This window comes from Azospirillum soli (assembly GCF_017876165.1).
Classification (GTDB): domain Bacteria; phylum Pseudomonadota; class Alphaproteobacteria; order Azospirillales; family Azospirillaceae; genus Azospirillum; species Azospirillum soli.
This window is the reverse complement of the sequence record NZ_JAGINQ010000024.1, coordinates 69,228-83,615: the sequence shown is the minus strand read 5'-3', so window position 1 is coordinate 83,615 and position 14,388 is coordinate 69,228. Positions and strand designations below refer to the sequence as shown.

Annotated in this window: 10 protein-coding genes; 5 read left to right on the top strand and 5 right to left on the bottom strand. The window is 66.3% G+C overall.

Going from position 1 to position 14,388, the window contains the following annotated elements; genetic code table 11:
• Nucleotides 1–983: 983 nt before the first annotated feature.
• From J2852_RS26375 to J2852_RS26355, 5 genes are all read right to left on the bottom strand, one after another.
• Complete coding sequence (locus tag J2852_RS26375) at nucleotides 984–1,685, bottom strand: hypothetical protein (protein ID WP_209881434.1); 702 nt, start codon at nucleotides 1,683–1,685, stop codon at nucleotides 984–986.
• A 152-nt stretch (nucleotides 1,686–1,837) separates the two neighbouring features.
• Nucleotides 1,838–3,547 (bottom strand): adenine deaminase, encoded by a 1,710-nt coding sequence (gene ade, locus J2852_RS26370; protein ID WP_209881432.1) that lies wholly within the window; start codon nucleotides 3,545–3,547, stop codon nucleotides 1,838–1,840.
• Between the two features lie 58 nt (nucleotides 3,548–3,605).
• Nucleotides 3,606–4,508, bottom strand: coding sequence for a DUF1176 domain-containing protein (locus J2852_RS26365; protein ID WP_209881430.1), 903 nt, complete (start codon nucleotides 4,506–4,508; stop codon nucleotides 3,606–3,608).
• Nucleotides 4,509–4,579: 71 nt separating this feature from the next.
• Nucleotides 4,580–4,975: a hypothetical protein gene (locus J2852_RS26360; protein WP_209881428.1), complete on the bottom strand. Its 396-nt coding sequence runs from the start codon at nucleotides 4,973–4,975 to the stop codon at nucleotides 4,580–4,582.
• A 67-nt stretch (nucleotides 4,976–5,042) separates the two neighbouring features.
• Nucleotides 5,043–6,767 carry a PAS domain-containing sensor histidine kinase gene (locus J2852_RS26355; RefSeq protein ID WP_246499996.1) on the bottom strand — a complete coding sequence of 575 codons (1,725 nt, stop codon included), beginning with the start codon at nucleotides 6,765–6,767 and terminating at the stop codon, nucleotides 5,043–5,045.
• 263 nt (nucleotides 6,768–7,030) lie between these two features.
• Here J2852_RS26355 and J2852_RS26350 point away from each other — a divergent pair, with 263 nt between their 5' ends.
• The 5 genes from J2852_RS26350 to J2852_RS26330 all read left to right on the top strand — a co-directional run bounded on the left by J2852_RS26350 (nucleotide 7,031) and on the right by J2852_RS26330 (nucleotide 14,252).
• Complete coding sequence (locus J2852_RS26350; protein WP_209881427.1) at nucleotides 7,031–8,722, top strand: methyl-accepting chemotaxis protein; 1,692 nt, start codon at nucleotides 7,031–7,033, stop codon at nucleotides 8,720–8,722.
• Between the two features lie 348 nt (nucleotides 8,723–9,070).
• The gene (locus J2852_RS26345; RefSeq protein WP_209881425.1) at nucleotides 9,071–10,267 is read left to right on the top strand and encodes a hydrogenase small subunit; all 1,197 of its coding nucleotides are present in this window, start codon (nucleotides 9,071–9,073) and stop codon (nucleotides 10,265–10,267) included.
• Between the two features lie 9 nt (nucleotides 10,268–10,276).
• Nucleotides 10,277–11,326: a hydrogenase 2 operon protein HybA gene (gene hybA, locus J2852_RS26340; protein WP_209881423.1), complete on the top strand. Its 1,050-nt coding sequence runs from the start codon at nucleotides 10,277–10,279 to the stop codon at nucleotides 11,324–11,326.
• Between the two features lie 10 nt (nucleotides 11,327–11,336).
• Complete coding sequence (gene hybB / locus J2852_RS26335) at nucleotides 11,337–12,527, top strand: Ni/Fe-hydrogenase cytochrome b subunit (RefSeq protein WP_209881421.1); 1,191 nt, start codon at nucleotides 11,337–11,339, stop codon at nucleotides 12,525–12,527.
• 18 nt (nucleotides 12,528–12,545) lie between these two features.
• Nucleotides 12,546–14,252 (top strand): nickel-dependent hydrogenase large subunit, encoded by a 1,707-nt coding sequence (locus tag J2852_RS26330; protein WP_209881418.1) that lies wholly within the window; start codon nucleotides 12,546–12,548, stop codon nucleotides 14,250–14,252.
• Nucleotides 14,253–14,388: the final 136 nt, after the last annotated feature.

Genomic DNA, 14,388 nt, shown 5'->3' with positions numbered 1-14,388 from the left:
TCGCGTCCGGGATAACGGCCTCTTTGCGTCGTGCCATGCAGGGGCTCCTTTCGCTTCAGGATAACCCCACCGAGCACGAAATTCCGGATACTCCCGGCGTGCCACGTATCTGACATTTACTGATAATCTCTGTGCCGCCCCGGTTGCGCTTGGCCTGCAGGCTGGAGTGCCTCATGGAGATGGCGGCGCGCGCAACCAGTGTGCTGCGGAGCGACTCCTCCCCGCTGCAGCGGACAGATGCCTCATCGTCGCCACAACGAGTAACGCCAGCCGCAGTCAGTCCGTCACCCCTGGCCTTGGCCCTGGCAGGACCACGACCGGAAACAGGTTTGAGGTTAACCAGCAGCACCACAACGGACGGTTATGTCTCGTCATGACGATACCAAGTGAGTCTGCATCGACGCCTCACCTCGTCGACGCGGAACCCAGGCGCCTTTCGATCTGCTAGCTATAGTCCTGATTAACCCAACACACTGTATCCCGACAATGTTCCACTATTACACAGCTCCTGCAAAGCCTGACGGTGCTGGTCACCTGTGCGGACAAGGTGCCGCCGTAACTACAGGGCGACCGACCTTCGAACGAACCCGCCACCTACCGACCCGCTTGGTCCGCGCCTCGCAAAGACGCGGCCCCGGCCTATCCATTCAAGCCCCTGATAGATGAACCGATCCAACCAGATTTCTGATCATTCTTTGAGTGAATGAAGCCGCCATTTATCAAATTTTGCGTTAGAAGATTCTCATTCGGAATGAGAGAGCAATATCGATACTATTGAATTCCATGACATTCACTTATCATTCTTTGGCTGAAGCAACATGTGTCGCCTGACGCATAACCTGCGAATTGCGACACATAAAGTGCGAACGGGCGGAGCCGTGAGGCTCCGCCCGTTTCTTATATTCAGCGTTCCAGCCTCCGCAGGGGAAACAGCAGCATTTGGTCCGTCGCAAGCGGGCTTCTGCTCACTGAAGGGCGGCGCTCTAAAAAAGCCCGTTCAACAGCGATCCGCGCCCGCCATAGCTGCCGTTGAGGAGGCCGAGAGCGCCGGACGAGGAACTGCCGCCGGTCAGCAGAGTGGACAGTCGTTGCAGCTGCGGATTGTTCTGGAAGGGGTTGTCGCCCTTGGCCGGCTGCTTGGCGATGGTGTCGTAGTCCTTGGTGAAGGTGCCCATCTTCAGCTGGACGCCGTAGTTCTTGGCCTCCTTGACCGGAACGTCCTTGTCGCGAGCGATGCGCAGGGTGTATTCGCCCTTGTCGAGGGTGAGTTCGCCCTTCTCCATCTTCACATAAGCGTCGTAGGTGGAGCCGGCGCTTTTGCTGCTGTCCGCGACGACGGTGCCCTGGCGGTTCAGGAGTTGGATGCGCACGCCGTCGTCGCCGACGCGGCCAACGCCGACCTCGCCCTTGGTCGTCACGTTGAACTTGTAGAAGTCGGCCGGGTCATTCGCCGCCAGCGAGCTGAAGACGTTCAGGCGGCTGGTGTCTTTCACCAGCGTGCCGATGTTGGTGGAGAAGGCGGAGGCGTTCAGAGCCGATTTGCGGACGTCCTGCTGGAACTCCTGGACCTTGCCCGTGGGCTTGGTTTCGTCCTTGGCGGCCTGCGCCTGAAGGTTCTTCACCGCCTTGTCGATCGACGATTGCAGGCTCTGCGCCATGCTGCCGATATCGCTCAGACCAACCATCGCTCTTCCCTCCAACGCACGCCCCGGTGAGACGTTCAGGGAAAACAATGCAAGGTGGGGGCCACCTTGAAATTATTCTGTTTCAAAGGCTTGGCCGACCGCGCGACGGCTGCATGGGGAAAAATCTGCGCCTTGGCGGCAGAAATTTCCCCTTACGCAGCGATCAGCTCGAACTTGTCCACGTCCACGAGGCCGCGGTCGGTGATCTTCAGGTGCGGAATCACCGGCAGCGGCAGGAAGGCCAATTGCAGGAAGGGTTCGGCCAGCGGGCAGCCCATGCCCTTGACCGAAGCGCGCAAAGAGCGCAGGTGGCGCTCCACCGTCTCGAACGGCTCCAGGCTCATCAGGCCGGCGAGCGGCAGGGCCAGTTCGCCGACCACTTGACCGTTGCGTACGGCGACGAAGCCGCCCTGAAGCTCGATCAAGCGGTTGACGGCGATGGCCATGTCCGCGTCGCTGGCGCCGACCACGCAGACGTTGTGGCTGTCATGCCCGACCGAGGAGGCCAGCGCCCCTTCCTTGAAGCCGAAGCCGGACGCGAAGCCACGCCCGACGTTCTGGTTCGTGCCGTGGCGGGCGAAAACGCAGATCTTCAGGATGTCGCGTTCTGGATCGGCGACGAGGTGCCCGTCCTTGGCTGGGACCTCCAGCCGCAGGTGCGCGGTGATGATCTTGCCGGGCAGGACGCCGATCACCGACTGGGTGGAACCGCCGGCGGGCACGGCGAAATCCTCGACCGTCACCGGGTGCAACTTGACGGAGCGCAGCCCCACGGGCACCACCGCCGGGCGGCCGGCGAAGCTTTCCGGCGTCACCAGCTTACCGTTGCGGATGACGCGGTTGACGACGCAGGTCTCCAGATCGTCGAGCAGGACGAGGTCGGCGCGCTGGCCCGGCGCCACCAGCCCGCGGTCGAACAGGCCGAAGCTGCGCGCCGCCGACCAGGTCGCCGCCCGATAGACATGGGCCATGGGCGCGCCGAGCGCGATGGCGCTGCGGATCAGGTGATCCATGTGCCCCTCCTCAGCGATGTCGAGGGGGTTGCGGTCATCGGTGCAGAAGCCGAGGAACGGCGAGGTTTCCGGCTGGATCACCGGGGCCAGCGCGTGCACGTCCTTCGACACCGACCCGTCGCGGATCAGCACCTGCATGCCCTTGCGCAGCTTCTCCATCGCCTCCGGCGCGCTGGTCGTTTCGTGGCAATTGCGGATGCCGCAGGAGAGATAGGCGTTCAACTCCCGCCCGCTGAGCAGCGGGGCGTGCCCGTCGATGTGCTGGCCGTCGAAGGCGGCGAGCTTGTCCAGCACGCTGTCGATCTTGTGGAAGACGCCGGGGAAGTTCATGAACTCGGCCAGCCCCAGCACCTTCGGGTGGTCCTTGTGGCGGACGAGGTCGTCGGCCTCCAGCCGCGCGCCGGAGGTCTCCAACTCCGTCGCCGGGACGCAGGAGGAAAGCTGCACGCGGAGATCCAGCGCCGTGCCCTCGGCGCAGTCCAGGAAGTAGCGCAGCCCCTTTTCGCCCAGCACGTTGCAGATCTCGTGCGGGTCGCAGATCGCCGTGGTGGTGCCGCGCGGCAGGACGCAACGGTCGAACTCCAGCGGCGTGACGCAGGTGGATTCGCAATGGACGTGCGTGTCGATGAAACCGGGCACGACGGTCAGGTCACGCCCGTCGATTTCCTCCACCCCGTCGTAGGATTCATAGGTGCCGACGATGCGGTCGCCGCTGACGGCCACGTCGCCCCGGGCAATCTCGCCGGTCACGACGTTGAGGAAGCGAGTGTTCTTGATGACGAGGTCGGCCTTCGTCTCGCCCAGCGCCTGGCCGATGCGCTTCTTCAGATCGTCGCGACTGACCGCCATCGTCCCGCCCCTTTCCCTGTTCCCACAAGATAATAGGTGGAGGGCTGGGGCGTGGCCTTCAATCGCGTTTTCCGTAGCTCCTGACCGTGGCGCGGCTCCAGTCCTTGCCGTCGCAGGCCGGTTTCTCAACGGTTTCAGTCAGCGCCAGCGTGGTGCCCTCGACGCGGTAGCGCCATTTCGTGCCGCAGTCGCCGGACCCGCGCGCCAGTTCGACGATCTCCACCACATCGCCCTGGACGGAGGGGATGCCGAGCGGAATCGCCTGCGGGTCGGGCCGGGGCTTGCCCTTTTCCGTGCCTTCTTCGAAGACGTCCACGGCGAGACGCGCGGCGGTGCCGCTGGTCTTGTCCACCAGGAAAGGGGTGTTGGCGCACTGGTAGGCGCCGCAATCCGCCGGCACCGCCACGAACAGGCGGCCGTCGGGCAGCGGGGCGGCGTAGGTGAAGCCGGCGTAGCGCTCGTAGGGCGACAGCACCTCCGCCTCGCCACCGGCGCCGGGGGCGGACGGGTCGGGGTGCAGGGCGGTCAGGACGTAGGCAACGAAGGCCGCTTCCTCCTCCGCCGCCCGGCCGGCGTTGGCGAGCGGGTCGATGGCCTGGGCGCGCGCCAGCGCGGCGGGCAGGACGCGCGGGCCGGCCTTCGCGATGACCGCGCGCAGGCGCTGGTCATACAGCGCGGCCAGCGCGGCGGGTTCATTGCTTGCCGCCTTGAAGGCGCGGGCGCGCTCCAGCAGCCAGCGCACCTGATCGCCCTTCAGCGCCGAGGCCTGATCGGCCGGCAGCCCGTCCAGCGCCAGCCTGTAGGCGCGGTCGAGCAGCCGGTCCATGGCGGACAGGGAATCGTCGGCGCAGATGGCCTTTTCCGCCGGCTGGCCCGCTTTCGCGCAATCGAAGCTCGGCCCCGAAGCGGCCTGCGCGGTGAGGGGGAGAAGGGCAAGGAGGGCGGCGAGGGCGAAGCGCATGGGGTGGTGCGTCGGTGATGGAGATCCGGCCCCTACCCTAACCTCTTCCGCCGTCTTGCGGTGGAGGGAATTTACTTCAGCCCGTGCCCGAAGCGGCGGCAGTCGCGTTCGTCGGTGCCGGGGGCGGCGCGGCCACCGTTGGAGGTTTCGTAGCGCGCGTCGTCGCAGCGGCCGTTGTTGGCGTAAGCGCTGCCCCAGCGGGAATATCCCCGGCCTGGACGGTCCATGTAGCCGTAATACTGCCGGGGCATCGTGCGGTAGACCGGCGCGCCGTAGCCATAGCCATAGCCGGGAGCGCTGTAGCCGTACCCATAGGAAGGCACCGCATACCCCCCGTACCCGCCCCCATAGCCGCCATAGGACGGCCCGCTGCCGACCGCGACCTGAAGACCGCTGAGGTTGCAGGCCGGCAGCGCCAGAAGCGCCACGACGGGCAGAAGCATGCGGAGCGGCAGGGCGGTTCTCATGATGGCCGGCACGGGTGAAAAGTGTGCGCGATGCGCATTCACTTCATGAACACGCGCCGGTCCGTCCTTATTCCACGTCGCCGTTGCCGGCCGCCGGCAGGATGATACGCACGGTGGTTCCCTCGCCTTCCCGGCTTTCGATGCCCATGCTGCCGCCCAGCATATCGACGAAGGAGCGCACCAGCGGCAGGCCCAGCCCGGTCCCGCCGGCCCGACGGGTCAACTGGCTGTCCACCTGACCGAAGGGGGTCAGAGCCACACGGATGCCCTCGGCGCTCATGCCGATGCCGGTGTCCGACACCTCGATCCGCACGCCGGCCGCGTCGGGTTGGACGCGCAGGGAGACCGTGCCGCCGGCCGGGGTGAACTTCACGGCGTTGGACAGCAGGTTCAGCAGGATCTGCTTCACCCGCGTCGGATCGCCGAGCAGAAGGGGCGTGTCCTCGGCGATGTCCGTGACCACCGTGATGCGGCCCTCGCCGGCCCGTTCGGCGATCAGCATGACGGAGCTGTCCACCGCGTCGCGCACGTCCATCGGCTGGGGATGGACCTCCAGCTTGCCGGCCTCGATCTTCGCCACGTCCAGGATGTCGTTGATGACCGCCAGCAGATGCTGGCCCGACGCGCCGATGACCGTCGCGTATTCCCGGTATTTGGGATGGCCGAGCGGGCCGATGATCTCGCTCTCCATCATCGAGGAGAAGCCGATGATGGCGTTCAGCGGCGTGCGCAGTTCGTGGCTCATATTGGCGAGGAAGTCGGACTTGGCGCGGTTGGCCAGCTCCGCCTGCTCCTTCGCGTGCAGCAGCGCCTCTTCGGCGCGACGGCGTTCCTGAATCTCCTGCATCAGGGCGCGGGTGCGCTCCTCGACGCGGGCCTCCAGATCGTCATGCGCCTGGCGCAAGGCCAGTTCGGCGCGCTTGCGGCGGGTGATGTCCTGGCCAACGCAGATGATCGCCGGAGTGCCGCCCTCGGCCGGCGGCAGCCGGTTCATGTTCCACAGCAGCACGCGCTCGCCCCCCGCCGGGTCGGGAAGCGACTGTTCGAAGTTGCGGATCTCGTGCCCGGTCATGGCGGCGACCAGCTGGAAGGCGAAGGGGCCACCCCGCTGCTCCCCGATCACCGCCCGCCAGGACCGGCCAGCGGCGGTGCCGGGCTCCAACCCGAAGGCGCGTTCGGCCTCGCGGTTGGCCTCTTGGATGGTGCCGTCCTCGCCCAACACCAGGATGATGCTGCCGGCCGTACGGATCAGCGAGCGGAAACGCGCCTCGCTGTCGCGCAGCACCATCTCCCGCCGCTTCAGCTCGGTGATGTCGCCGATGGAACCGACCATCCGATTGGCGATGCCGTCTGGCCCGCGTTGCGCCAGCCCGCGCGCCAGCATCCAGCGGAAATTGCCGACGCGGTCGGCAACCCGGTATTCGCACTCGAAATGGTCGGTGATGCCCTTCAGATGCTCGGCGACGGTGGCCTCGTAATGGGCGCGGTCGTCGGGATGGACCAGTTTCAGCCATTCATGCGAGCTGGTGCGCAGCGTGTCGCCCTCGAACCCCAGGATCGACAGCAGGCGGGCGGACAGGAACAGCTCCTTGGTGACGGGGTTCCAGTCCCATAGGCCCTCGTTCGGGCCGCGCATGGCGAGGGTGAACAGCTCCTCGCGATCCTGCGCGGTCCGCGCCCGGGCGGTTTCCAGTTCGGCGATCCGGCGTTCAAGCCGGCGGATGGTGTCTTGCGGATCCTCGTCCGGAGCGGCGTTCGCCGGCACCTGCGGTCCTTTTTCGGCCAGTCGCATCCGAGCCCGCCCCCCGCCCGCCGTTTCTTCGCGCAAGCGGGCCACGCCCCGGGCATGGTCTCGCGGTTGCGGTCCGTCGGCGCGGCGGGCATCGGTCCGGCCGGACGTTCCGTTCAGCCAGTATGCAAATCCCCCCTATGGTGCGCAAGCGTCGCGCGGCAAGTGGTCACAGTGAATTTTAACAGTTCGGCAATGAAACATTGCCCTCATGTTCGCACGCGAAGCGGCGACAGAATCCGCAGCGTAACGGGAGGTGTCCAGGAATGGTGGCAGCCTTGAAGAACCTCAAGATCGGTCCGAAGATTTACCTGCTCGTCGGCCTTCAGATCGCGGTGGCCGCGATCACCGGGCTGATGGGCCTGATTGCCATGAACGACCTGTCGAGCCGGTCCACCGCCATCGAGCGCGCGGCGGACGGACAGGTCATGAGCCAGCGCATCAACGGCCTCGTGCTCGCCGTCGTCATGGATTCGCGCGGCATCTACATGGCCAAGGACACGGCCGAGGTGGACAAGTACGGCAAGCCGCTGCTCGCCAACCTGAAGCTGCTGGGCGACCGCATGGGCGAGTTGAAGGCGGCGACCGACGCGGCCGAGCGCGCCTCCGTGGACGCCGTCGCCGCGAGGGTGGAGGAGTTCGTCCGCTTCCGCACCGAGTTGGTCCGAATCGCCCGCGAAAAGGGCGCGCCAGAGGGCCGGACCTTCGGCGACAACGAGGCCAACCGCTCCAACCGCCAGGCGCTGAACAAGGCGCTGGAGGAACTGACGGCCGAACAGGACCGGGACATCGACCGGCTGCACGCCGAACTGTTGTCGGCGCAGAGCCGCTGGACCGTCATCATGATCGTCTTCGGCGTCGGCGGCGTGGCCTTCGGACTGCTGCTGGCGGTGGTCGTCGCGCGCGGCCTGATCGCCCGGCCGATCGCTGCGATGACCACGGTGATGAAGGACATCGCCGGCGGCAACACGGCGGCCCAGGTGCCCGCCACCGAAAACACCGACGAGATCGGCGACATGGCGCGCGCCGTCGTGGTGTTCCGCGACGGGTTGAAGCGCGTGCAGGATCTGGCCGAGCAGGAGCGGCTGGACATCGCCGCCCGCCAACAGCGGCAGGAGAAGCTGGAGGCGATCACCCGCCGCTTCGCCGAGAAGATCGACGGGATGTGCCGCACCCTGAACGGCGAGGCCGACCACATCCGCAACAGCGCCGAGTCGCTGACCCACGCGGCCGAGGATGCCTCGCAACGCTCCTCCACCGTCGCGTCGGCGGCGGAGCAGGCGACCGGCAACGTGCAGACCGTCGCGGCGGCGACCGAGCAGCTGTCCTCTTCCATCGGCGAGATCAGCCACCGCATCGGAGAGGCCGCCCGCATCGCCACCGAGGCGGAGCAGGAAGCCCAGCGCACCAACAGCACCATCCAGGGGCTGGCCGAGGCGGCCGAGAAGATCGGCGCGGTCGTCAACCTGATTACCGAGATCGCCAGCCAGACCAACCTGCTGGCGCTGAACGCCACCATCGAGGCCGCGCGGGCCGGAGAGGCCGGCAAGGGCTTCGCGGTCGTGGCGCAGGAGGTCAAGAGCCTCGCCAACCAGACCGCCAAGGCCACCGAGGAAATCTCGGCCCAGATCGTAGCGATCCAGGGCGAGACCCAAAACGCGGTCGGCGCCATCAGCGGCATCGTCGGCACCATCGAGCGCATCAGCGACATCAGCACCGGAGTCGCCGCCGCCGTCGAGCAGCAGGGCTCCGCCACCCGCGAAATCGCCCGCAACGTTCAGGAGGCCGCGCTTGGCACGCAGGAGGTGTCGCGCACCATCACCGGCGTTTCCGAAGCGGCCGACCGCACCGGCGAGGCCGCCGGCAAGATGCTGGGCGCGGCGCAGGGCCTGTCCGTCCACGCCCGCACCCTGCAGTCCGACGTGGATGATTTCTCCCGCGAGATGAAGGCGGTGTAGCGCTTCCAACGCCCCGTTTCATCCATCCAAACGTGCGCCCCGCCAATGGTGGGGCGCATTTTTTGTGCGTTCTCGACCCTTACCCGCGTTGCGATGCATAATTGCGATTGCTGCGCGTGCGAAGTTCGATGCTTACGCGCTGATTGGCCGCGTTGATGTAGATCAATGCCACAATCCTGTCACAGCTGGTGCAATGGCCGCGAGCGTTTCGCGCCCAAATACCCATACAAAATATGGGGTCACTGCTGTGCCGTGGTTTCGCCACGGCGCGCGGGGGCGTTTTGCGCATCCGGCGTCCGGGGACGGGCGGCCGACGGACAATGCGAAAATGGGTCTTGGGGGAAAGTCATGCCCGACGGTCATGTGGATCTGGACGCCGAGCGGATCGGCACTCTCGGCGAATGCGAAGGGCTCGGCGAATTCGAGGGGCTGGACGAGTACGAGGGCGCGCTTGCCGGCATGTCGCGCCGGGAATTCCTGACGTACTGCACCGGGGTCGCCGCCACGCTGGGCCTGTCGCCCGCCTTGGGCGTGAACATCGCCAACGCCGCCGTCGCCGCCCCCCGCCCGACGGTGATCTGGCTGTCCGGCCAGGCCTGCACCGGCTGCACCGAGACGCTGCTGCGCACCAACCACCCGACGCTTGAGACCCTGATCCTGGACACGATCTCGCTGGACTACAACGAGACGCTGATGACCGGTTCCGGCCACCAGGCCGAGAACTGGAAGCAGCAGGCGATGAAGGACAATTGGGGCAAGTACCTGATGGTCACCGACGGCTCCGTCCCGACCAAGGACGGCGGCGTCTACTGCAAGGTCGCCGGCAAAACCTATCTGGAAGCCGTGCAGGAGTGCGCCAAGGGCGCCGCCGCCGTCATCTCCATCGGGTCCTGCTCCTCCTGGGGCGGCTGGCCGTCCACCGGCGTCAACCCGACCGGCGCGGTCGGCCTGTCCGAGGTCATCAAGGACAAGCCGGTCGTCACCATCCCCGGCTGCCCGCCGAACCCGTACAACTTCCTCTCGCTGGTGCTGCACTACGTCGCCTTCGGCAAGCTGCCGGAGTTGGACGACAAGATGCGCCCGAAGTTCGCCTACGGCCGCCTGATCCACGAGAACTGCGAACGCCGCCCGCATTTCGACGCCGGCCGCTTCGCGATGGAGTTCGGCGACTACGGCCACCGCCAAGGCTACTGCCTGTACAAGCTGGGCTGCAAGGGCCCGGAGACCTACGCCAACTGCCCCTCGGTCGGCTTCAACGACGTGGGCCAGGGCACCTGGCCGGTCGGCACCGGCCACCCCTGCTTCGGCTGCACCGAGAAGGGCGTCGGCTTCACCAAGAGCATCCATGAGCTGGCGACGCTGAAGTCGGTCGCCCCGCCGAACACCTACCCGGCGGTCGCCGTGGGCCAGGGCGAGGGCATCTCGGCCGGCGCCGCCGCCGTGGTCGCGGGCATCGCCGGCGCGGCGGTGGGCGCGGGCGCGGTCGTCGCCGGGCGCCTGGGCAAGCACGACGAGAAGGCCGACGCCTCCTCCGAGACGAAGTGAGGTGACGCCATGCCCAGGGAAAGAACCCAGGTCTCACGCCGTGGATTTCTGAGGAACGCGGTCAAGGGCAGCGCCGCGGCGGCGGCGACCGCCTGCGCCGCCGTGGCCGCCCCGCCAGAGGCGAACGCGTTCCAGCGCCCGCCCAAGCCGCTGCCGTCCGACGCGGTCGGCCTGCTGTACGACAGCACGCTGTGCATCGGCTGCAAGGCCTGCGTCACCGCCTGCAAGGAGGTGAACAACATGCCGCCGGACATCGGTCCGGAGCAGCAGGCGTGGAACGGCGTCCCCGGCAACCCGACCTGGGACAGCCCGGTCGAGCTGTCGGCCAAGACGCTGAACGTCATCAAGGCCTACAGCCACGGCACTGGTGAGAAGAAGGATTCGGCCGAGAACGGTCACGCCTTCATCAAGCGCCAGTGCCTGCACTGCGTCGACCCGTCCTGCGTGTCGGTCTGCCCGGTGTCGGCCATGACCAAGGACGCCGCCACCGGCATCGTCAGCCACAACCCGGACGCCTGCATCGGCTGCCGCTACTGCGTGCTGTCCTGCCCGTTCGGCGTGCCGAAGTACGATTACAACGACGCCTTCGGCGAGATTAAGAAGTGCCAACTGTGCAAGCAGCGCCTCGCTAAGGACGAGCTGCCGGGCTGCGCCGACGTGTGCCCCACCGGTGCCACGCTGTTCGGCCGCACCGAGGATCTGCGCAAGGAGGCCAAGCGCCGCACGGCACTGAAGCCCGGTGAGGTCACGCACTTCCCGCGTGGCGACATCAACGGCAAGGTCGGCGGCGCGCGGTCCGGGCACGACGCGACCGTGCAGGTGGCCTACCAGCCGCACATCTACGGCGAGACGGAGCTGGGCGGTACGCAGTGCCTCGCCGTGTCCGCCGTGCCGTTCGACAAGCTGAACCTGCCGACAAACGTGCCGGACAATGGCTATCCGACCCTGTCGGAAGGCATCCAGCACACGCTGTACGCCGGCATGGTCGGCCCCGCCGTGGTGTTCGCCGGTCTCGCCTATCTGGCGCACCGCAACACCAAAGACCACACGGACGAGTGAGGGCGCCACGATGTCTGTTCACGCGCATCAACCCCATGGTCATGCGGCGCTCGGCGGTCGCATTCTGACCCTGCCCTTCCTCGTCTGCTCGGCGCTGGTCGTTCTGGCCGGCTACCTCCTGGTTCAGCGCTACGTTTACGGCCTTGCGGCGGTGTCGAACCTGTCGGACGGGTATCCGTGGGGCATTTGGGTGGCGGTTGACGTGGTCATCGGCTCGGCCTTCGGCTGCGCCGGCTACGTCATGGCCCTGCTCTGCTACATCCTGAACAAGGGCGAGTACCACCCGATGGTCCGCCCGGCGGTGCTGGCCAGCCTGTTCGGCTACGGCCTCGCCGGTCTGGCGGTGCTGGTCGATCTCGGCCGGTACTGGAACTTCTACCACATGATGCTGCCCTGGTACGCGCAGCCGAACTCCGTGATGCTGGAGGTCGGCTTGTGCGTGGCGACCTACACCATCGTCCTGATCGTCGAGTTCGCCCCAGCCTTCCTGGAGCGCTTCGGCATCGAGGGACTGCGGCGCAAGCTGAACAAGGTGCTGTGGGTGTTCATCGCGCTGGGCGTCCTGCTGCCCACCATGCACCAGTCGTCGCTGGGCACCATGATGGTCATCGTCGGGCACAAGCTGTCGCCGCTGTGGCAGACGCAACTGCTGCCGGTCTTCTTCCTGCTGACCGCCGTGCTGATGGGCTTCGCCATTGTCGCGTGGGAATCGGTCATGGCCTCGCTGAACTTCAAGCGGGAGATGGAAACGCCGGTCCTGAGGAAGATGGCCGGGCTGATGCTGGTCGTCGCCTCGGTCTTCGTCGCCCTTCGCTTCGTCGATCTTCTGTGGCGCGGCCAGCTGGGCACCGCCTTCGGCGGCCCGTCGTCGGGCTGGTTCTGGGTCGAGACGGTGCTGATGGTCGGCGGCCTCGTCCTGCTGATCCCCAAGGCGAACCGCAGCCGGTCGCGGACGCTGTTCATCTCCGCCTCCATGCTGCTGGTCGCCGGCATCCTGTACCGCCTGAACGTCTATCTCATCGGCTTCACGCCGTCGGTGGGTCCTTGGCACTACTTCCCGTCGGTCAAGGAAATCATGGTCACCGTCGGCATCTTTGCTCTGGAGGTCGCGCTGTACCTCGTCTTCGTGAAGAAGCTGCCCGTCATGCACGCCGAACACCCTGTCGGCGTCCCCCATGCCGCCGATGCCAAGCACGGCTGAGTTTAGGAGATTTTGATTATGGCTCAGCGAGTTGTTGTTGATCCGGTCACCCGCATCGAAGGCCATCTGCGGGTCGACTGCGAGGTGGACGGCGGCAAGGTCACCAAGGCCTGGGCGTCGGGCCAGATGTGGCGCGGCATCGAACTGATCCTACAGGGCAAGGACCCGCGCGACGCCTGGGTGTTCGCCCAGCGCATCTGCGGCGTCTGCACCACGGTTCACGCGATCACCTCGGTCCGCGCGGTGGAGAACGCGTTGAAGCTGGAGGTGCCGCTGAACGCGCAGTACATCCGCAACATGATCCAGGGCGCCCACAACGTGCACGACCACATCGTGCACTTCTACCATCTGTCGGCGCTGGATTTCGTGGACGTGGTCTCGGCCCTGAAGGCCGATCCGGCGGCGACATCGAAGCTCGCCCAGTCCATTTCCGACTGGCCGAAGAACAGCACGCAGGAATTCGCCACCGCGCAGAAGAAGCTGCAGGCCTTCATCAACACCGGACAGCTGGGCATCTTCGGCTCGGGCTACTGGGGCCACCCGGCGATGAAGCTGACGCCGGAAGCCAATCTGATGGCGGCGGCGCACTACCTGCAGGCGCTGGACTACCAGCGGCGCATGAACAAGGTGGTGGCGATCCTGGGTTCCAAGACTCCGCACATCCAGAACATGGCGGTCGGCGGCGTCACCAACCCGATCAACATGGACAGCCAGTCCACGCTGACCATCGAAAAGCTGATGTATATCAAGACGCTGATCGACGAGGTCGGCGACTTCATCACGCAGGTCTACATCCCCGACGTGGCGGCCATCGGCGCCTTCTACGCCGACTGGACGCAGTATGGCCGGGGCGTGGTGAACTACCTGTCCATCCCGGACATGCCGCTGGACACCAAGGGCACCAAGTTCGCCCTGCCCGCCGGCTTCATCGAGAACGGCGACGTCGTCAACGGCTTCACGCCGGTGAAGGACTTCAACGACCCGTATTTCGAGAAGGGCGTGAAGGAAAGCGTCAAGCACGCCTGGTACCAGGGCGGCAAGGGCCCCCTGCACCCCTACGACGGCGAGACGATCCCGAACTTCACCGATTGGCAGGACGACGGCAAGTACAGCTGGATCAAGTCGCCGACCTTCTACGACAAGCGCGCGCAGGTCGGCCCGCTGGCCAACGTGCTGGGCATGTACGCGTCGGGCCACGAGCGCACCAAGTTCTGGGTGCACGCGGTGCTGGACGCCGTGTCGGGCCATCTGGGCAGCAAGGTCGGCATCGACGCCCTGCACTCCACCATCGGCCGCCACGCCGCCCGCGCGGTGCGCTGCGTGGTTCTGCATGAAGAGTTGCAGAACCAGTGGAAGCTGCTGATGGAGAACATCGCGAAGGGCGACACCACGACCTTCAACAAGCCGGTGTTCCCGAAGGGCGAGATCCGCGGCTTCGGCTTCCACGAGGCGCCGCGCGGCATGCTCTCGCACTGGGTCGTGATCGAGAACGCCAAGATCAAGAACTACCAGGCGGTCGTGCCGACCACCTGGAACGCCGGTCCGCGCGACGAGACCGGCCAGATCTCCGCCTACGAGGCGGCGCTGCTCGACAACCCGGTGGCGGTCGCCGACCAGCCGCTGGAGATCATCCGCACGCTGCACTCCTTCGACCCGTGCCTAGCCTGCGCCGTGCACCTGACCGACACGGAAACGAAGTCGAATTATCAGGTGAAGGTGGTCTAAGCCCTCACGTCGTTCCGTTCGGAAAGGCCCCTCTTCCTCGCGGAAGGGGGGCTTTTTCTTCCATTGATCCAGTTCACCGCGCGCGGCGCCGGTTCCGGTTATTCGTGCACCCCCGATCCCGCACAGGAGCATTCGC